This window comes from Candidatus Flexifilum breve (assembly GCF_016713355.1).
Genome location: NZ_JADJPI010000035.1, coordinates 663,075 through 682,802, shown reverse-complemented (window position 1 = coordinate 682,802; position 19,728 = coordinate 663,075). Strand labels below are relative to the sequence as shown.

General features: G+C 61.0%; 17 protein-coding genes. All 17 read left to right on the top strand.

Annotated elements, in window-relative coordinates:
- The first annotated feature begins 242 nt into the window (after positions 1-242).
- A complete protein-coding gene (locus IPK17_RS25955; protein WP_343420597.1) occupies positions 243-884 on the top strand; it encodes a response regulator in 642 nt (213 codons plus the stop codon).
- A gap of 24 nt (positions 885-908) precedes the next feature.
- A complete protein-coding gene (locus tag IPK17_RS25950) occupies positions 909-3,773 on the top strand; it encodes a GAF domain-containing sensor histidine kinase (RefSeq protein WP_343420596.1) in 2,865 nt (954 codons plus the stop codon).
- 96 nt (positions 3,774-3,869) lie between these two features.
- Entirely contained in the window at positions 3,870-4,748 is an 879-nt protein-coding gene (locus IPK17_RS25945) for a DUF6438 domain-containing protein (RefSeq protein ID WP_343420595.1), read from the top strand.
- A 187-nt stretch (positions 4,749-4,935) separates the two neighbouring features.
- Positions 4,936-6,702: an ABC transporter substrate-binding protein gene (locus IPK17_RS25940; protein ID WP_343420594.1), complete on the top strand. Its 1,767-nt coding sequence runs from the start codon at positions 4,936-4,938 to the stop codon at positions 6,700-6,702.
- 109 nt (positions 6,703-6,811) lie between these two features.
- Entirely contained in the window at positions 6,812-7,912 is a 1,101-nt protein-coding gene (locus tag IPK17_RS25935; protein ID WP_343420593.1) for an ABC transporter permease, read from the top strand.
- Positions 7,913-7,914: 2 nt separating this feature from the next.
- On the top strand, positions 7,915-9,096 hold the full coding sequence (locus tag IPK17_RS25930; protein WP_343420592.1) for an ABC transporter permease: 1,182 nt from the start codon (positions 7,915-7,917) through the stop codon (positions 9,094-9,096).
- Between the two features lies 1 nt (position 9,097).
- A complete protein-coding gene (locus IPK17_RS25925) occupies positions 9,098-10,114 on the top strand; it encodes an ABC transporter ATP-binding protein (protein WP_343420591.1) in 1,017 nt (338 codons plus the stop codon).
- Positions 10,111-11,154 carry an ABC transporter ATP-binding protein gene (locus tag IPK17_RS25920; RefSeq protein WP_343420590.1) on the top strand — a complete coding sequence of 348 codons (1,044 nt, stop codon included), beginning with the start codon at positions 10,111-10,113 and terminating at the stop codon, positions 11,152-11,154. Before IPK17_RS25925 ends, IPK17_RS25920 begins: the two co-directional genes overlap by 4 nt.
- Positions 11,136-11,330, top strand: coding sequence for a hypothetical protein (locus IPK17_RS25915; RefSeq protein WP_343420589.1), 195 nt, complete (start codon positions 11,136-11,138; stop codon positions 11,328-11,330). Before IPK17_RS25920 ends, IPK17_RS25915 begins: the two co-directional genes overlap by 19 nt.
- A gap of 41 nt (positions 11,331-11,371) precedes the next feature.
- The gene (gene nagZ / locus IPK17_RS25910; protein ID WP_343420588.1) at positions 11,372-12,901 is read left to right on the top strand and encodes a beta-N-acetylhexosaminidase; all 1,530 of its coding nucleotides are present in this window, start codon (positions 11,372-11,374) and stop codon (positions 12,899-12,901) included.
- Positions 12,898-14,034, top strand: coding sequence for an exo-beta-N-acetylmuramidase NamZ family protein (locus tag IPK17_RS25905; RefSeq protein ID WP_343420587.1), 1,137 nt, complete (start codon positions 12,898-12,900; stop codon positions 14,032-14,034). Before nagZ ends, IPK17_RS25905 begins: the two co-directional genes overlap by 4 nt.
- A 252-nt stretch (positions 14,035-14,286) precedes the next feature.
- Positions 14,287-14,994: a ferritin family protein gene (locus IPK17_RS25900; RefSeq protein WP_343420586.1), complete on the top strand. Its 708-nt coding sequence runs from the start codon at positions 14,287-14,289 to the stop codon at positions 14,992-14,994.
- 171 nt (positions 14,995-15,165) lie between these two features.
- Positions 15,166-16,038, top strand: a complete 873-nt coding sequence (locus IPK17_RS25895; protein WP_343420585.1) for a hypothetical protein — start codon at positions 15,166-15,168, stop codon at positions 16,036-16,038.
- Between the two features lie 23 nt (positions 16,039-16,061).
- Positions 16,062-17,462, top strand: coding sequence for a cytochrome b N-terminal domain-containing protein (locus tag IPK17_RS25890; protein ID WP_343420584.1), 1,401 nt, complete (start codon positions 16,062-16,064; stop codon positions 17,460-17,462).
- Positions 17,462-17,953: a QcrA and Rieske domain-containing protein gene (locus IPK17_RS25885; RefSeq protein WP_343420583.1), complete on the top strand. Its 492-nt coding sequence runs from the start codon at positions 17,462-17,464 to the stop codon at positions 17,951-17,953. Before IPK17_RS25890 ends, IPK17_RS25885 begins: the two co-directional genes overlap by 1 nt.
- Positions 17,950-19,011, top strand: coding sequence for a c-type cytochrome (locus IPK17_RS25880; protein ID WP_343420582.1), 1,062 nt, complete (start codon positions 17,950-17,952; stop codon positions 19,009-19,011). The genes IPK17_RS25885 and IPK17_RS25880 overlap by 4 nt, the downstream gene beginning before the upstream one ends.
- 30 nt (positions 19,012-19,041) lie before the next feature.
- Positions 19,042-19,728: a response regulator transcription factor gene (locus IPK17_RS25875; RefSeq protein WP_343420581.1), complete on the top strand. Its 687-nt coding sequence runs from the start codon at positions 19,042-19,044 to the stop codon at positions 19,726-19,728.

The following is a 19,728-nucleotide window of genomic DNA, read 5'->3' as shown; positions in this document are numbered from 1 at the left end:
TTCACGTGGATTGCTTGCCGGTTGCGGGCGGGTGCGCGCCGTGATCTTCACCACGCGCGGCTGAACGCGTCGCCCGGCAGGCAGCGACTTAGGACAAATGTCGGAGGCGCGCCTGCGGGTTTGCAGTAAGATCGGGATCGGTCTAGGTCGAATGTCTGCTAGGAATGCGATGATCTGCGGACGACGAAAGGGTAGTCAGGGAATAGGATGGTTCTCAAACGTTCGGAACAAGGGAGAGCGAGATGCCTATTCGGATCGTAATTGCGGATGACCACGCTATTGTGCGTCAGGGGCTCCGCGTATTTCTCAGCGTTGACCCGGAACTGGAAGTCATCGGGGAGGCGGTCAACGGCAAGCAGGCGGTCGAATTGGCGCATCGACTGCAGCCGGATGTCGTGTTGATGGATTTGGTGATGCCCGTCCTTGGTGGGGTCGATGCGATCACCGCAATTCGCCGTGAACTGCCCGATGTCGAAGTGATCGCGCTCACCAGTGTGCTCGAAGATAATTCGGTCAGTGATGCCGTGCGTGCCGGGGCGATTGGCTATCTGCTCAAAGACACGGCGGCGGATGAGCTGACCAAGGCCATTAAGGCGGCGGCGGCGGGACAGGTGCAGCTCTCGCCGAAAGCTGCGCAGCGCTTGATGCGCGACATGCGCGCGCCGGAAAACCCGGACAGCCTCACCCAGCGCGAAACGGAAATCCTCAAGCTGATCGGACGAGGCTTGTCGAACAAAGAGATCGCGCTGGAACTGCAAATCGGTGAGAAGACGGTGCGTACGCATGTGAGCAATGTTCTGGGCAAGCTGAACGTGGTCAGCCGCACGCAAGCCGCACTGCATGCCGTCCGCATCGGGTTGGTCGATCTACCGGACTCGTCTTAGCATGAAAGTGGGAGATACTGCGGCGTGACTCAACCCATCCTACTGCCTCAGGAGATGGATTTTCTGTATCAAGCCTCGCAGCAGCTCATCATTGCCTCAACACCCTCAGAAATCCTGGAAGCTGTCAGCGGCTATGCCCGCGCCCAAGGTGCCATCGTCGGCTCGTTGGGGTATTTTGAGAATTTCCAGCCCGAATGGCTCGTAATCGTCGCCGAGTGGAAGCTCGATGCGGGTACGACCACCTTGATTGGCGAACGTCTCCGAGTGACGGATCGACGCTTGCTGCAAAAGAGCTTCGCCGAGCCGACCACGCCGCTGTTCGTCGAAGACCTGCTGAATTCGGAGCTGGTTGGCCCCGAAACACTGCTGTTGGTGGAACAGTTTGGTATTCGGGCGGTGGCGATACTGCCCCTATATGCCAATAGTCGCTGGATCGCCAATATCAGCTTCAGTTGGGGTGAACCGCATCACTTCAGTGACCATGACCTGCGCCTGTTCAGTGCGCTCCAGCAGTACGCCGCGTCGGCGGTCGCTACCATTCGCCTGTTCAAACAAACGCTGGATCGCGCCGTCGAATTGGAAATTGCCAAGCGCGAGATCGAGATCCTCTTTGACTTCTCCAGTCAACTGCTGGTGTCCGTCACGCCGCAGGAGGTGCTCGAAGCGGTCAGCGGCTATGTGCGCGATAACGGCGCGGCGAGCGGGCATCTGTTCTACGTCGATGAACTGGACAGCAGTTGGCTCGAACTGGTGGCTGAGTGGTCGTTGATCGAGTCGCAGGTGATGGGAATCGGCTGGCAGCTCTCCGTGCCGGATCGTAGCTTGCCGGAACGGTGGCTATCGCATCCTGAGCAGCCCACGCTGATCGCCGATGTCATGAGTTCCGAGCGGGCGAACAGCGCCAGTCGGGCGCTGCTGGCGCGTTTCGGGGTGCGCGCGTTTGTGGCGCTCCCCTTGATCAGCAAAGGACGCTGGATTGGCGTCATCTACTTCCTGTGGGATAGCCCGCACGAGTTCGACGCCCGCGACGAGCGCATTCTGACCGCACTGCAGCGCCAAACCGCGCCCGTGATCGACTCGCTGCGCCTACTGGATCAGACGCGGCGGCGCGCGCTCGAGCTGGAGCAGACGAATCAAGAACTGAATCTGCTGTATCGCGCTAGCGAGGTGATCAACAAAGCCAACAGCTACGCCGAGATCGTCGAAGCGGTCGCGTATTTTGACCCCGAAGCCGATGTGGTCACGCTCATGCTGTGGGAAAATCTCGACTGGGAAGCGGCAGACTTTCTGGAAGTCGTGGTCGTTTTTGACCGCACCGGGACCGGGGTGCTGCAATCTGGGGCGCGGTTGCCAAAAACGGATTTTCCCATCGCCCGGCACATGTTTGGTCAGCGGGTGTGGCTCTTCGAGGACGCTCACACCGATCCCCGCGTCGATGCGGTCACCGCCGCAAACTGGGGGCAGCTCAATATCCGCGCGTTTATGGGGCCAGCGTTGTACATTGGCGAATGCTGGCAGGGCGGCATCACGTTCCACAGCTCGCGTCCGCGCCACTACTCGCAGCGCGAAATCCGCCTGTTCGCCGCGATAGGCGATCTGGTCGTGGCTGCGGTGGAGCGCGTGCGCTTGCAGCAGGAAACGGAAGCAGCACGCCAGCAGGCGGAAGCATTGGCGCGCATCAACAGTGATCTGCTGGAGCAGACTCAACGCCGCGCCGCCGAACTGGAAGCGGCTAATCAGGAGATCGACCTGCTGTATCACATCGGCCAGACGATCAATTCTGCCAATACCTATACTGAACTGGTGCACGCCATGCTGGGCATTATCAGCGGTGCCATCATGGTCGGGTTGTACTTCTGGGAGGGGTGGGATTACGAGCGCGCCGCTCATGTCGAGCTTGTCGCTGGGACGGGGGAACTTGTCGTCTTGATCGGACAGAAAATTCCGCGCGAGGCGCTCGCCTACACCGGAAAATTGGCGCACGACTCCATGATTGTCATCGAAGATGTTGCCCGCGATGATCGTCTCGATGCGGCCACTGTTGCCCGGTATCTGGACCGCGGGCTGCAGGCGGTGATCAGCATCCGGCTCTATGTGCATGGTCGCTGGATTGGCGCCTTGACCTTTCAGAGCAGCGTGCCGCGATCCTTTTCTCTGCAGGAGCGCCGCCTTGTGTCCGGCGTTGGCGACTACATTCGCGGCGCGGTGGAGCGTATTCGCCTGCAGCAAGAGACGGAGGCCGCGCGGCAGGCGGCAGAACGGTTTGCGGTGCAGGCGCAGCAGTTGGCGGCGCTGGAAGAGCGCAATCGACTCGCCCGCGAACTCCATGACTCCGTGTCGCAGGTGCTGTACAGCATCAGCCTGTGGGGGCATTCCGCGCGCGCCTTTATCAAGAGCGATCCCTCACGTATTGGTGAATCGGTGAGCTACATCCTCTCGCTGGCCGAAGTGGGCCTCGCGGAAATGCGCACGTTGATCTTTGAACTGCGCCCGGAGTCGTTTGAAGAGGAAGGTTTAATCAGCGCGCTGACCAAACAGGCAGATGCGCTGCGAGCGCGCCACGGGATTCACATCACCACGGAGTTTTGTGCCGAACCGCCGTTGTCGTTGGCCACCAAATCTGACCTTTATCGCATCGCCCGGGAAGCGCTGCACAATGCTATTAAGCATGCGCAGCCGAGTCACATCCAGCTCTCGCTCGTTGAAAACGCTTCGGGCTATCGCCTGGAGATCCGCGACGACGGCTTGGGTTTTGACACCGGGCAGTCGTTCCCCGGGCATCTCGGGCTGAAGTCGATGCGCGAGCGGACGACCGCCCTCAACGGGACGCTGTCGATTGAAAGCGCTGTTGGCGCAGGGACTTGCATCACGCTCACCATTCAGCTCTAGTCTCCGCAGATCACGGTGGGAACTTTTCACCCATTGGGAACGTCCTACAAGTCGAGTAACACGCTAGGATTGTCTAGCTGAAAGGGTTAAACAGGTATGTCTAGCTTGCGCAGTTTTTCGATCTTCGCCGTCCTGCTGACGCTGGTCACAGCGCTCGCCGCACCGGTCGCGGCCCAAGACGGAGAGATCGCCGTTACGCTGGAGCGTGGGGTGTGCTTTGGCACGTGCCCGGCGTACAGCATCACGATTTACACGGACGGCACGGTCGTCTACAAGGGCGAGCGCTTTGTCGCCGCCGAAGGCACACGGACGCTCACGCTCGAACCGGAAGTGGTCGAGAAGCTGGTCGCAGAGATCACTGCCCTCGGCTATTTTGAGTGGGCTGACGAGTATACGGAAATGACCGTCACCGACTTGCCGACCGTCATCACCTCGGTCACGCAGAATGGCGAAACCAAGCAGATCACCCGCTATGCCGGGGATAGTTCAGCCCCGCTGGCGCTGCCCTATATTGAGGCATGGATTGATATCGTCACGACCAGCGCGCAGTGGACCGGCGTCGCGCCCCAGTTCGCGACACTGTCAGGCTTCAATACGCCTGTCATGACGCTCGAGCGTACGGCGTGCTTCGGTACCTGCCCGGTGTATGGCGTGGCGGTCTTTGCGGATGGCACTGTGGTCTATCTGGGGATGGATCATGTTGACCAGCTGGGTGTGCGCGTCGCTCAGGTTGAGCCGGATCAGGTTGAATTCCTCGCCATGCACACCGCGAATTCGGGCTACTTCGGTTGGCAGGATGAGTATCTCAACCAACTCATGACCGATCAATCGTATGTGTACACGTCCTTGACCTGGGATGATCAGTTCAAGGCGATCAACCGTTACGACGGTGACCCGAATGCGCCGGTCGGGTTGGTGTGGTTTGAGGAGGCGATTGACCGTCTCGCCAACGTGGAGCAGTGGGTCGCGGGCTAAAGCGTGGCGTTCACCGCTGATGTTGGTAGCAAACGAGCCTCTCCCAATCGGAGAGGCTCGTTTGTTAAGACGCCGTTTGTCAATGTTGACGAATTGCTTGCATAGGCGGTAACAAGGTGATAGAGTGAAATCGTGGTACAGTGTGGACTAGACCACGTATAGACTATTCTTGGTTGGAGAAAATCGCATGAAACGATTGCTTTTCGTGATCGCGCTGCTGATTTTCGCGCTCAGTCTCGTCGTTGCGCCCGCGGCCGCCCAAGACGCCCCCACGGGTACTTGGCTTGGGACGTGGCCCTATGTGGCTCCGGGAACTCATCACCTCAACAGTTATGCCAGCGGTGGTCTGAATGACAACCTCGGCGTCGTGTACCGTTCATACGTTGAACTGCCGCCCGCGTTCTACATGTGGGCGACCAATGAATATATGCCGCTGCTCGCGGAATCGTGGGGTTTCGTGGACGACAACACCGCCTACGAATACACAATCAAGGAAGGCGCGCTGTGGAGTGATGGCAGCCCGGTGACGTCGCAGGACGTGGTCGATACCTTCACGCTCGGCCGCATTCTCAACTGGACGCAGTGGAACTCGCTGACCAGCGTGGAAGCGGTCGATGAACGTACCGTGCGCTTCAATTTCACCGAAGGCGGCGCGTCGCTGAACATGGAACGCCTGCTGCTCAAGGAATACGTCACCGCCAGCGCCAACTACGGCGAACTTGCGGCGCAGGCCCGCGAAGTCATCGACTCCGGCGCAGCGTCGGACAGCGCGGAATGGCAGGCGGTTGGTACGGCTCTCGCCGAATTCCGCCCCGAAACCCTGATCGCCAGCGGTCCGTACACCTACGCGCTGTCGGATGTGGGCGAAGCCTTCATGACGCTGCACTGGCAGCCGAACAGCGTGTTCTCTGACTCGGTTCAGTTTGGTGACATCAAGTTGTGGGCGGGCGAAACCGAAGCCAGCACGCCTCTGGTTCTGAGCGGTGACGTGGCGCATGCGACGAACGTGTTCCCTCCGGCGACCATGCAGGCGTTCGCGGATGCGGGCATCAATCTGGTGAGCATGCCGCTCGGCTACGGCCCGGTGCTGCTGTTCAATCTGACCGTTGCGCCGTTCGACAACGTGCTCGTCCGTCAGGCGATGGCGTACGCCATCAACCGCGAACAGAACGCCCTGCTGACCAACGGCTTGGGCGCCACCGGTACGGTCTATATGGCGGGCATCCTCGATGGGCAAGCAGAGACTCTGCTCTCGCAGGAAACGCTGGACTCGCTGAATCGCTATGAATACAACCTCGAGATGGCGGCCAGCCTGATGGAACAGGCCGGTTACACTCTCAACGCCGACGGCAAGTGGGCGGATGCTTCCGGCGCGACGATCAGCGTCGAATACACCTTCCCGGCGGACTTCGCCGACTTCAGCGCGGCGGCGCGTGATGCGACGGCGCAGTTGAACGACTTTGGCTTCGACATCAGCGAACGCGCCCTGCCGTGGCAGGAATCGCGCGATGCGGTGCGCGCCGGCGACTTCCAACTGTCCGTGTGGAGCTGGGGCGCGGCCTCGCCGTTCGCTTACGGTCACTTCAACAACCCGTTGCGCCGCTGGACGAGCGCCACGCTGCCCGCCGATCAACCCGGCATCGGCATCGACCTCTCGGCGATGGAAGTTAACGGCGAGACGATTGACCTCAACAGCATGATCCTCCATGTGAGCGATGGTCTGGATGCGGCCGAGCAGATGGCCAACGCCGACACCCTGGCGAAGCTCATCAACGAGAATATGTGGTACATTCCGCTGAATATGGAACTGAGCGTTCAACCGATGAACACCACCTACATCAGTGGTCTGCCGGATCAGAGCGATCCCATCTGGCAAAACCCGAGTGGTGTGGACATTGGCACGATCTGGTTGGTTCTCAATGGCACGCTGGCCCCGACGGAGGCAGCGCAGTAAGTGAGTTTGCCCCGCGTCCCGTACAACGGGACGCGGGGTTGTTCGTCGGGGCGCAGCTTGCTGTGCCCCGACCGCCTCTCCGAAGTTAGTCTTCTTAAGGGACTCCGATTTGGCTTCCATTTCTGTACCGCCGACCACGTCCGCCGCTCCTGACATGCGTACCCAACTCACGTTTTTGCAACGCGCGCGCCGCGTGACGCAAAACTACTGGCTGCGCGTCATTGTGCAGGGGCTGGTCACGATCTGGGCGGTGACGACCTTCACGTTTTTCCTCATTCGCTTGATGCCGGGGAACCCGATCGATATCAAGATCGAAGAACTCATGCGGCGCAACACCATGACCTATGATGAAGCCTACCGCGCCGTCGCGACGATGTTCAGTTTCGACCCGGATCGCCCGGTTCTTTTACAGTATGCTGATTTCGTCGGCGGGCTGGTGCGCGGCGATCTCGGCGATTCACTGACGCGAGTGGGCGTGCCCGTTACCGACATCATCCTGTATTACCTCCCGTGGACGCTGTTCTGCGTCGGCACAGCGCTGATTGTGAGTTTCGCGCTCGGCATGCTGATGGGCTTGGCGATGGGGTACTGGCGTGGTAGTTGGTTCGACAACCTGATCACAACCTTCGCCTCGACGGTATCCGGCATTCCCGACTACATCATCGCGCTGCTCATCATCCTGATCTTTGGGGTGCAGTTGCAGTGGTTCCGTGTTGGCGCATCGCGTGGCGGCGTCGATCCGAGCATTACGCCGGGCTTCACGCTGGAATATATCGGCAGCATCCTGCAATATGCCTTCCTCCCCGTGCTGGTGTACGTGTTGTCGTCCGTTGGCACATGGACGCTCTCCATGAAGAGCAGCACGATCAGCACGTTGGGCGAAGATTACATTGCCGTGGCGAAGGCGCGCGGTCTCCCGGAAAGCCGAGTTCTGACGAGCTATATCGGACGCAATGCGATGCTTCCCCTGGTGACGCGCTTGGCGATCAGCGTCGGGTTTATGATCGGCGGCAGCATTATCATCGAAGATATGTTTCAGTACCCCGGCTTGGGGCGAAACCTGTTCCTCGCGATCTCCGGGCGCGATTATACGGTGATGCAGGGTATCTTCCTCGTCATCACCTGCGCGGTGGTGTTCTCTAACATCCTCGCCGATTTCGTCATCGGCTGGCTCGATCCGCGCGTGCGCGTGGCGAAGAAGGCGGATTAGCCATGATCGAAACGGTTGCTACGCCGCAGGGATTGATCATTGGCCTCGTGTGCGGGTTGGTGCCGCTGGCCGCGGGCGCGCGCTACCGTCAATGGCGCGCCGGGATTCTCGGCTTTGTCGCGTGTGCCCTCAGCGGCTTTGGCTGCGGTATCCTTGGCGGTCTGCCGATGATTGTGCTGAGTTACGCGGTCGTGCTGAGTTATGCGCATGTGAACCGGCAGGATCCGTTCACCTCGCGGGCGGCACTCTCCGAAATCACGTTTGAAGAAACGCGCCTCGAAAGTGTTCAGCGGCGCTTGGCGGGCTTGGGGCGCGGGATTCGTTCGTTCCTCGTCGCTTTGACGCGCAACCGTGCCGGCTTCCTCGGCTTCTGCGGGATTATGTTTTTCCTGCTCGTGTCGACCTTCGGACCTTTGTTCATCGAGTACGACGGCGCGACCCATACCGACCGCCGCCAGCCCGGCGCGCTGGCGCTGGTTGCGCCGCCGAGCTACGAGTTTCCGCTCGGGCTGGACTGGAAAGGGCGCGATGTGCTCTCGCACATGGTGTGGGGCGGGCAGCGCTTGATCTTCACGTCGATTGAAGCGGGCTTGCTGGCGACGGCTATAGCGGTCATCCTCGGCGCGGCGGCGGGCTTGCTCGGCGGGGTCGTCGATCAGGTCTTGGGGACGATTGCCAATTTCATCCTGACGATCCCGGCGTTTCCCCTGCTGATTGTGCTGGCCGCGTTGATTAATTTTGACAGCGATTTTATGCTGGCGGTGATCTTCGCCGTGCTCAATTGGCCAACACTGATGCGAGCAGTGCGCGCGCAGGTGTTGAGTCTGCGCGAGCGCGATTATGTGCAGGCGGCGTTTGCGCTCGATCTCGGGCTGTGGCACATCATCACGCGCGAAGTGTTCCCAAACATGGTCAGCTATGTCGCCGTGAACCTGATCTTCACCATCCGCGTCGCCATGTACTCGATTGTGGGGTTGGTCTTCCTCGGTCTGGTGCCGCTGCGTGAACCGGACTGGGCGGTGATGATCTTCACCGGGCGGCAGCAGGGCGTGTTGTTCCTGCCGCAGGCGGCGGGCATGCTGCTCTCGCCGATCATCGCGATTGCGCTGTTCCAATTGTCGCTGGTGCTGTTTACCCGTTCGCTCGAAGAAGTCTTCAATCCGCGTCTGCGCACGGGGTTATAACATGAGCGTTGTCCTCGACGTAAAAGACCTATCCATCAGCTATTTAGCGCAGCGCGGACGTGTGCGTGCCGTCAGTCACGTCTCCTTTCAACTGCACGAAGGCGAAACCCTCGCCTTGATCGGGGAGAGCGGCTGCGGTAAGTCGACGCTCAACCTCGGCCTGATTCGCCAGCTCCCCAAAACGGCCAGCATCGACAGCGGGCGCGTGAACTATACGTACCGGGACGGCAAGCAGATCGATGTGCTGAAGTTGAGCGACCGCCAGATGCGCCGCTACCTGTGGACAGAATGTTCGATGGTGTTTCAGGGCGCGCTCAATTCGCTCAACCCGGTGATTCGTATCCGCGATATGGTGAGTGATACGGCGGCGGCGCACGGTATGAGCGGGTCGGAAGCGCGTAAGCGGGCGCTCAAGCTGTTTGAGCAGGTGCGGCTCGACCCGGCGCGCGTCTACAACGCCTACCCGCACGAATTGAGCGGCGGTATGCGCCAGCGTGTGCTGCTCGCGCTGAGTCTCTTGCTGCGCCCACAAATTGTGATTATGGATGAGCCGACCACGGCGGTCGATATTCTCACGCAGCGGTCGATCCTCGAAGTGTTGAAGGTGCTGCGCGCCGAACTTAACTTCAGCGTGATCTTCATCAGTCACGATCTCGCGGTGGCGGCGGAAATTGCCGATACAGTTGCGACGATGTATGCGGGCGAAATCGTGGAAATCGGCGGGGTGAACGATGTGTTCTACCGGTCGCGCCATGCCTACACACTGAGTTTGCTCAATGCCGCGCCGCGTTTGAGCGCGAAAACCGAAGCACTCTCCAGCATTCCCGGCAGCCCGCCCGATTTGATCGAACCGCCGACCGGCTGCAAGTTTCATCCGCGCTGCGCCTTTGCAACTGATCGCTGCCAGGTCGATGTGCCGCCGCTGGTCGATTACGGAGCAGATCAATGGGCGGCGTGCCATGAAGCGGAACAGGTGATCGTGGCGGCAGAAGCGACGCGGAAGGTGGATACGCTGTGATCAATCGCAATGGGAAAGCCGACCTCAAGTTGAAGCCACCCGTCATCGAACTACGCGGCGTGTCCCGGTCGTTCGTCAAAGATCGCCAGAATATCCCCGTGCTCCAAGACATCAATCTGACAGTCGGCCAGCAAGAGATCATCTGCCTGGTCGGCGAAAGCGGCTGCGGCAAGACGACGACGGGCAAAATCATCTCCGGTTTGCTTGACCCGAGCGGCGGTGATCTGCTGATTGATGGGCGGACGCTGGAGGAGTACAACCCGAAAGAGCGTAAACTCATCCGGCGCGAGATGCAGATTGTGCATCAAGATCCGTTCGCTTCGCTCAACCCGGCGCACACCATCGGCGACATCCTCAGTTTTCCGCTGAAGCGCCATCGGATGGTCAACGGGGGGGCGGCACTGCGCCGCCGCATCTGGGAACTGCTCACGATGGTCGATCTGACGCCGCCGGGGGATATTGTCGGCAAATACCCGCATCAGTTGAGCGGTGGGCAGCGACAGCGGGTGAGCATCGCCCGCGCCTTGACCGTGCAGCCGCGCCTGATCGTCGCGGATGAAGCGGTGAGCATGGTCGATGTGAGCATCCGCATCAGCTTGTTGAAGATGCTGCACGATTTACGCGACCGTCTGGGGCTCTCCATCGTGTTCATTACGCATGATCTGGCGCTGGCGAAGTATTTCGCGTGGGATGGACGCATCGCGGTGATGTATCTGGGGCGGATTGTCGAAATTGGGCGGACGCCGGATGTGATCGCTAACCCCGCGCACCCCTACACCCGGGCGCTGCTGGCTGCCGTGCCGGAAGCCGACCCCGACCTGACGCGCCACAAGCAGGCACTGCGCTTGCGCTCGGATGATATTCCCAGCCTGACGGCGATTCCGCGCGGCTGCGCATTTCATCCGCGCTGCCCATATTTCGTGCCGGGCGTGTGCGATGTCGATGTGCCGCCGCTGCAGCCCGCGCCGGATCACCCACAGGCCGTGGCGTGCATCCCCTTACAGCAGGGAAAACTTGAACTATGGCAGCCGACGCCCTAGGCGGCTTTTTGCGGCTCGGTTTTATGATTGGCGGCTGTGGGCTGGTCATGACCTTCGTTCAGCCGCGCGAAAGTCCACAGTTCGTTTTGAGCGTGTGCAGCGCTGCGCTGGGGCTTGTCTTGGTGGTCGGCACCATCGTTGTGATGCGCCGGCTCAAAAGTGACGATCAACCCTAAGCAAACGGCGCGACTGAATACAACATAACTAGGAATAAGGCATGGTAAGCACCGAAGTCTTGGTCGGACAAATGATGGGCGTCGGCTTTGAAGGGCTGACCCCGCCCGATTATCTGCTGGAATGGCTGCGCGCCGGGCGCGTGGGCACGGTGATCCTGTTCGCGCGCAATATCAGCACGCCGCAGCAGGTTGCCGCCATGACGCGCGCGCTGCATGAAGCTGCGACCTACGGCGTAATCATCAGCATTGATCAGGAAGGTGGCACGGTCACGCGCCTGCGGGAAGGCTTCACTGAGTTTCCGTCGGCGATGGCATTGTCGAGCGCTCGCAATGGCGAAGCGCTGGCCGAAGACGTAGGCACCGCGATTGCGGAAGAACTACGCGCGCTTGGCATCGGCTGGAACTACGCCCCGGTCGTCGATTTGCTCTACAACCTCGACAACCCGTCGCTGAGCACGCGCTCGTATGGTCGTGATCCGGAACAGGTCGCGGTGATGGCGTCGGCGTTTGCGCGCGGGGTGCAGCGGGGTGGGGCGGCGGCGTGTGCCAAACATTTTCCGGGTTTGGGCAACACGGCTGTTGACACGCATGTTGACTTGCCCACTCTCGCGACACCCTTGGAGCATGTGCTGGCTTTCGACTTGATCCCCTACCGCGCGGTGATCGGCGCGGGCATCGCCTCGATCATGGCAACCCACACGATTTACACCGCGCTCGATCCGGATTACCCGGCGACGCTGTCGCCCATCGTCGCGAAGCGGTTGCTGCGGGAAGAACTGCACTTTGACGGTGTGATCTCGACCGATTGCATGGAAATGGGCGCTATCACCCGGCACTATGGCGCGGGCGAATCGGCGGTGCTGGCAGCACTGGCGGGCATGGATTCGATCCTGTTTTCGCACACGCGCACTGTGCAGGAAGCCGCATATGCGGCGGTGCTCGACGCCGTTATTTCCGGGCGTGTGCCTACGGATCTTGTACTCGACGCTAACCGCCGCATGGCTGCGCTCAAAGCCCGGTTCAGCGCCCCGCCCGGTGATCTCGACGTGGTGCGGACGCCGGAACACCTGCGAACAGCAGCGGATGCGGCTCGAGCCGGGTTGTGTGTGGTCAAAGCCGGTGCTGCGCTCCCGGTGACGGGCAGCGTGGCACTGGTGGAGTTCGTCTCCACGCTGAACAGCGGGATAGAAGAAGCGGGCGGCTTGACCGGGCTCGGCAAGGCGCTCGCGGCGCGAATGCCGGACGCGCGCAGCATGACGCTCCCGCCCGGCACACCGCTCGATGCGGCGGAAACGCTGGTACGGGCTGCCGACACGGCGGTCATCGCGGTACGGTCGGCGCATCTGCGCCCGGAACTGATCGCGGCGGCGCAGCAGTTGATTGGCGCAGCGCGGCGGTCGGTCGTCATCTGTTTGCGCAGCCCGTATGACGCGGTAGTGCTCAGCGACGCCGATGCCATTCTGTGCACATTGGGCGACACAGTCCCGGCGCTTGAAGCGGCCGTTGCGGCACTGGCCGGTGACTTTCAGCCGACGAGCCAGCTGCCGTTTGAACTCAAGGCGGTCACATGACGGTACGGACGGGTATCGAAGGGTTGCGGGACGATGGTTTCGCGGCGTTGGCCGGAAAACGCGTTGGCTTGCTGGCGAACCCGAGCGCTGTGGATCGCGCATTGCGCTCGACGGTTGATATTCTGCGCGAACACGTTCATCTCGCGGCTTTGTTCAGCCCAGAACACGGTTTTGCCGCTTCCGCCGATCAAGAGAGCATCGAATCACACCTTGATCCGCGCACCGGAATTCCCGTGCACAGCCTGTACCGCAACTGGCAGTCGATCCAACCGACGCCCGCGATGCTCGCCGACATTGACGTGCTCGTGTGCGACCTGCAGGATATTGGCACGCGTTTTTATACCTATGCGTGGGCGGTGAGTCAGGTCTTGGAAGGGGCAGGCGCAGCGGGCGTTCCGGTCATGGTGCTGGATCGACCGAATCCGCTCGGCGGTCGTATTGATGGCCCGGTGCTCGACATACGGCTCGCCTCAGCGGTCGGACGCGCGCCGATTCCGATTCAGCATGGGCTAACACTTGGTGAACTCATGCGGTTGTTCAATACGCAGTGGAATCCCACTCCCGCGCAGTTAAGTGTGATTGAATGCCGTGGTTATCAGCACAGGTTGCGTTGGGAAGACACAGGCTTGCCCTTCGTGCCGACTTCGCCCGCAATGGCGCACCTCGACACGGTGTACCAATATCCGGGCGCGTGTCTGGTCGAGGGGACGAACCTGAGCGAGGGCCGTGGCACCGCCCTGCCATTCGAGATCGTCGGCGCGCCCTTTATCGACCCCTACCCGCTGATCGCCGAACTTGAAAAATCCGGCCTGCGCGGCGTTGCATTTCGCCCGCACAGCTTCCAGCCGTCGAGCAGCAAGTTCGCCGGCGAAGTCTGTCAGGGGATACAGGTGCATCGGTTGGATGATGATTTTCGCCCGCTGCCGGTGTGGATCAGTGTCATCAGCGCGATTCGGCATCGCTATCCCAATCAATTTGAATGGAACACGTCATTCTTCGATAAGCTCGCCGGAAATTCGACGCTGCGCCAGCAGATCGACGCGGGTGAGTCGGCGGATCAGATTGTCGACTCGTGGGGTGACGCTTTGGTCGCCTTTGACAGCCTGCGGCGTGCGGCGCTGCTTTACCCGTGAACGGACAGCCTGACCATTTCAGCGGGTGAGCAATGAAGGCTCACCTGCTCTGGATTCTGCTGCTCGACCCCGCTAGCGAATGGACTGACTCGCGTTTAGTGGACAGTCAGCTTGGCACGGGCGAAACGTTGTGCAAAATCAGCCGTGTGAGTGACGAATCGACATCACCCCGACACACGATACACATCATTTCTACACATCTTCGCTCTATCGTAGAGCCAACTTGAACGGAACTACACGGAGTGAAAAATCGTGAACGCAAAACGGATGGTTATCGTATTGGTCGTGCTGGCCGCCGTGCTGGCGCTCGGTTTGACGGCAGTATCGGCGCAAATGGGTAACGGTCGCGGTGGACAAGGCGGTAACGGTGCTGGTGCTGGCAATGGCAACCAGAATGCTCAGCAAACAGGAACGGGCAATCAACTGATGGAGCAGAACGCCGCGCAGAATGAGACCGGGCCGCTGGATGGGACGGGCAATCAGTTTGGTCAGCGTGGTGGCAACCCGGATGCTGGGATGAATGGTGGCGGTTTCATGCTCAACCTGCCGGATGGTGTGGTCGATCAACTGCCGGAAGACACGGTCGAGCTCATGCTCGATGGGTGGATGGACGAACAGCACGCCTATGCCGTCTACACGGCGGTGATCGCCCAGTTCGGCGACGTGCGCCCCTTCACCAACATTCTGAGCAGTGAAGCGCAGCACATCGCCGCGTGGGAAACGCTCTTCGAACGCTATGGCATTGCTGTGCCGGAAGTTCCCGGCTTCGATGTGCCTGCATTCGCCTCGCTCGCCGACGCCTGCGCGCTGGGTGCAGCGGCGGAAGTGGCCAACTTTGACCTGTATGACTCGATGCTGGCGGCGTTCGAAGCGTACCCGGATCTGACGTACGTCGCCGAAGCTCTGCGTGATGCCTCGGAATACATGCACCTGAGCGCTTTCGAGAACTGTGCCAGCTAACCGCACACAACCGCTCCAAGATGTCGGGACGAGGCTATGCCTCGTCCTTTTTGTTTCCGCTTGATGCTCATCCCCTACACAACCGCCACACGCGACCCACACAACCTCTACACAACTTCCCGGCATGCTTGGCACATTGAACACGAAACTTAGTGCACAAGGATGTCCATCATGGTCAAGAAACTCATCGTCGGACTGCTGCTCATCACCGTCATCGGGAGCGTGGGCGTTGCCCTGCTCAGTCAGCCGAGCGCGGTCACGCCAGATACAGCGGCTGCCACTCCGACGCATGTTCCACAAGGCGGACAAAATGGACAGGGTCGGCAGCCGGAAGTCACCCGCGAACCGGTCAATCAAGCGGTGAGCAGCGTCGGTGATGTGTGGAGCGGCAGCGGCACCATCCTCGAGCTCACGGCGGTCGGTATGACGCTGGAACTGGCAGACGGGGGCGACATCTTCATCGAACTGGGACCGGAAAGCTACTGGAGCGCACAGGGCGTGACGCTGCTGGCAGGCGCACAGGTCACCGTGGACGGCTTTTTCAACGGGACGGATTATCACGCGCGTGCGGTCACGACGAGCGGCGGCGCGGTGCTGACCGTGCGCGACGAAGCTGGATCGCCGCTGTGGTCAGGCGGCAACGGCGAGGGTTCAAACGGTGGTCAGGGCGAAGTGCAAATCCCGGCGGATCAATGGGTGACGGTCGAAGGCACAGTGACGGCACTCACCAACAACGGCTTGATCCTGCAAACGATGGACGGCGCGGCGCTCACCGTGTCGTTCGGGCGGGCGGATTTCTGGCAACAGCAGACGGTGACGTTTGCGGTTGGGGATGCGATCTCGATGCTCGGCTTCTGGCAGGGCGAGCAGTTCAGCCCCGGTCAGGTGACGAAGACGGCGACGGGCGAACGTATCCTGCTGCGTGACCCGAACGGTCGCCCGCTGTGGGCGGGGCCCGGTCGCGGTCAGGGCAACGGGAATGGTGGAAACGGCGGACAGGGAACGCACGTCACGCCGGAAGCTACCGCGATGCCTTCCGCCTAAACTGACAACCCGGAGACTTGATTATGACTGACAACCTCGATCCCCGACCTGAAGACCTGAAACAGCGCGTGTGGGAGTCCATCCAGCGGGATGAACTCCCGCCCAAAGATGATCGCGGGCGGATGCGCGTGGTGATGAACAACCTGATCCTGCATCTGCATCCGAGCAAAGTCGCCAAGCCGACGCTCAAATTCACCTATACATGGGGACTCGGTGGGCTGGCGCTGCTGCTGGTGGCGCTCCTCTCGCTCACAGGCGTGATGCTGATGTTTGTGTACACACCATCGCCGGAATTCGCCTATCAGGACATGCTCAACCTGCAAACCGAAGTCTGGTTCGGGCAGTTGATCCGCAATCTGCACCACTGGAGCGGCAACCTGCTCGTGATCGTGGCGTTTTTGCACCTGCTGCGCGTGTTCTTCACGGGCGGGTTCAAGACACCGCGTGAGTTCAACTGGATTTTAGGGGTTGGGCTGCTGCTGCTGGTCGTCGGCGCGAATTTCACCGGCTATCTGCTGCCTTGGGATCAACTGGCGTACTGGGCGGTGACGGTCGGCTCCAGTCTGTTGAGCTACGTTCCGCTGATCGGTGAGCCGCTGCGCAACTTCCTGCTCGGCGGACCGGAAGTCGGCGCGGCGACGCTCACCAACTTTTATGGGCTGCATGTGGCGATCATCCCGCTCACGTTGATGGGAATCGCATCGTTCCACATCTGGCGCGTGCGCAAAGATACGCTGACCATCCCACACAAGCTGGATGGCGCAGTCGATGGATCGAACGGCAATCAGGTTGAAAAGGTCACGACGCTGCCACATCTCGTCTCGCGTGAATTCGTGTTCGCACTGGTGATGACGGGCGCGATCCTGCTCTGGTCGGTGTGGGTGAATGCCCCGCTCGAAGCCGCCGCCAACCCGGATCACAGCCCTAACCCCGCCAAAGCCGCCTGGTATTTCATGGGCTTACAAGAACTCCTGCTGCATTTTCATCCCGTGTTCGGCGCGATCATCATCCCAGCGTTAGGGTTAGGGGCGCTGGTGCTGCTGCCGTATCAACGCTTTGACCTGAGTGCCGAGGGCGTGTGGTTCCGCTCCGCCAAAGGGCGGCGCATGGCGCTGGTGGGCGCGCTGACCGCGTTGATCGCCGTGCCCCTGCTGGTGATCTTCGATGAATACGGACTCGATCTGCCGGGAATGCTGCCCAGTCTGCCGACGCTCATCAGCAACGGCTGGATTCCGCTGGCGGCGCTGCTGCTGCTCGTGATCGGCTACTACGACGGTATGAAGCGGCTGTTCAAAGCGACAGCGTGTGAAACCCGGCAAAGTGTGTTCGTGCTGCTGGTCGTGTCGTTCATCGTGCTGACGGTGATTGGCGTGGCGTTTCGGGGTGAAGGTATGGCGTTGATGCTCCCGTGGGAGGTGCTGTGATGACGGACAAAAATGTTTCGCGCCGCGACTTTTTGAAGATCGCCTGGGGCGCGGCGGGCGCGCTGGCAGCCGCCGAAGCGGGCGGCGTGGTCTTGAGCTTCTTCGCGCCGCGTGTGGTCGAAGGTGAGTTCGGCGGGGTGATCGAAGCGGGCGCGGTCGAGTCGTTCCCACCCGGCAGCGTGACGCCGTTCACACAGGGACGCTTTTATCTGGTACGGATGCCTGACGGCGGTTTCGTGGCGCTCTACCGCAAGTGTACGCATCTGGGCTGCGCCGTCCCCTGGAATCCGGCGGAGGGCAAGTTCATTTGTCCATGTCACGGCTCGGAATTCGAGCAGGATGGGCAGTTGATCAACGCGCCCGCGCCGCGTCCGCTGGATCGCTTTGCCATTACGCTTGAAAACGAAATGGTCAAGGTCGATACCGGCACGCCGATCCAGCGCGATCACGCCAGCGATGCCGATCTGGTCTACGCGGAGGTGCAGCTATGACCCGACAAATGAGTTGGATCGCCCTCATCGGTACCTTCATGATCGCGGCGGCATTCGGGATCGCCGTGCTGCGCGAACCCGCACGGCAGGCAGAAGCGGCAGCGGCGCTTAACACGGCGCTGATCGCGGAAGGCACAGATGTCTATGCGGAAAACTGTGCAGCCTGTCATGGGGCGAACGGCGAAGGGATCGCCGCCTATCCGCCGCTCACGACGGCGGTCAGCATGGATGCGCAGATGATCTACAACACCATCGAGCGCGGGCGCTACAACACGGGGATGGCGGCGTTCGGCGTGGATGAAGGCGGCATCTTCACCGGGATGCAAATTCAAAGTCTCGTCACCATGCTCCAGGCCGACACATGGGATACCGTCGCCGCGCGTGTGGCGGAACTTGGCTTAACGCCGCCGCAGATCGTTGTCGCGGAGATTCCCGCCGAAACCATCGCGCTGGTTGAAACCTTGCCGGATGGTGCGCCCCTTTCAGTGGGCTTAACGGTCTACGCGGAGAACTGTGCGGCGTGTCACGGCGCGAACGGCGAAGGCTCGACGCTCGCGCCCGCGCTCAACACCGACGAACTGCGCGTTCGCCTCAGCGATGCGGACATCGCCCGTACCATCACGGATGGGGTGCCGGGGACGCTCATGTCGTCGTGGTCAAGCGCGCTGGACGCGGCGCAGCAGCAAGCCGTCGTGACGCTGATCGGCCGGTGGGGCGAACTCAACGCCGCCGGGGTCAGCTTGCCGACCATCGAAGCCGCGCCGCTCGACATGAGTCCGCAAGCAGTGGCGAATGGGCAGCGCTTGTTTGACCTGCTGTGTACGCAGTGTCACGGCATCGACGGCTACGGCTCACCGATTGCGCCCGCGCTGAATAATCAAACGTTCTTGAGTACGACTCCTGACGCGGCGATTCAGGCGATCATCGCGGGCGGTGTGATGGGCACGGTCATGCCCGCGTGGAGCGGCTACCTGACGGATGCCGACATCGCGGCGATCACGGCGTATCTACGCAGTTTGCAGCCGACCGCGCCGATTGTCGCACCTGCACAGCCGTGACTATAATCGCATGAACGAAAGGGCGATGACATGGCGCACAAGATTTTGGTCGCAGACGATGAAGCGGCGATCCTCGATACGGTACGCGCATATTTGATCGAAGCGGGGATGCAGGTCGTGACGGCGAAAAACGGACGGGAGGCGGTCTACGCCTTCCGTCACGAACAGCCTGCGCTCGTCATCCTCGATGTGATGATGCCGGAGATGGACGGATGGGAAGCGGCGCGGCTGATCCGCAAGGAGAGTCAGATACCACTGCTGTTCCTGACTGCCCGCGTCGATGACATCGAGCATGTGACCGGGCTGGAGATTGGCGCGGACGAGTACATTACCAAGCCGTTCAGCCCGCGTGTGCTGGTCGCGCATGTGCGGGCCCTACTCCGCCGCGTTTATGGGGATTTAGGTACGGTCGCTCCGGTGTGGCGTGCGGGTAATCTGGAAGTCAACAGCGAGACGCATACCGTCACCCGCGCCGGGGAGCGCATCGAACTCACGCCGACTGAATTTGAACTGCTGGCGGCACTCATCGCCCGACCGGGGCGCGTCTTCACCCGCGCGGAACTGCTCGACCGCTTGCAGGGGCAGAGTTTCGCCGCCTTCGAGCGCGCGATTGATGTGCATGTCAAGAATTTGCGCGCCAAGATCGAACCCGATCCGCGTGACCCGCAGTACATCGAAACCGTATTCGGCGTCGGCTATCGGATGCGAGAGGCATAG

Bases quoted from the DNA above. Each gene is read 5' to 3' on its own strand.
- IPK17_RS25955 (WP_343420597.1), top strand. From the start codon at position 243: ATGCCTATTCGGATCGTAATTGCGGATGACCACGCTATTGTGCGTCAG.
- IPK17_RS25945 (WP_343420595.1), top strand. From the start codon at position 3,870: ATGTCTAGCTTGCGCAGTTTTTCGATCTTCGCCGTCCTGCTGACGCTG.
- IPK17_RS25940 (WP_343420594.1), top strand. From the start codon at position 4,936: ATGAAACGATTGCTTTTCGTGATCGCGCTGCTGATTTTCGCGCTCAGT.
- IPK17_RS25930 (WP_343420592.1), top strand. From the start codon at position 7,915: ATGATCGAAACGGTTGCTACGCCGCAGGGATTGATCATTGGCCTCGTG.
- IPK17_RS25925 (WP_343420591.1), top strand. From the start codon at position 9,098: ATGAGCGTTGTCCTCGACGTAAAAGACCTATCCATCAGCTATTTAGCG.
- IPK17_RS25915 (WP_343420589.1), top strand. From the start codon at position 11,136: ATGGCAGCCGACGCCCTAGGCGGCTTTTTGCGGCTCGGTTTTATGATT.
- nagZ (WP_343420588.1), top strand. From the start codon at position 11,372: ATGGTAAGCACCGAAGTCTTGGTCGGACAAATGATGGGCGTCGGCTTT.
- IPK17_RS25905 (WP_343420587.1), top strand. From the start codon at position 12,898: ATGACGGTACGGACGGGTATCGAAGGGTTGCGGGACGATGGTTTCGCG.
- IPK17_RS25895 (WP_343420585.1), top strand. From the start codon at position 15,166: ATGGTCAAGAAACTCATCGTCGGACTGCTGCTCATCACCGTCATCGGG.
- IPK17_RS25890 (WP_343420584.1), top strand. From the start codon at position 16,062: ATGACTGACAACCTCGATCCCCGACCTGAAGACCTGAAACAGCGCGTG.
- IPK17_RS25885 (WP_343420583.1), top strand. From the start codon at position 17,462: ATGACGGACAAAAATGTTTCGCGCCGCGACTTTTTGAAGATCGCCTGG.
- IPK17_RS25880 (WP_343420582.1), top strand. From the start codon at position 17,950: ATGACCCGACAAATGAGTTGGATCGCCCTCATCGGTACCTTCATGATC.
- IPK17_RS25875 (WP_343420581.1), top strand. From the start codon at position 19,042: ATGGCGCACAAGATTTTGGTCGCAGACGATGAAGCGGCGATCCTCGAT.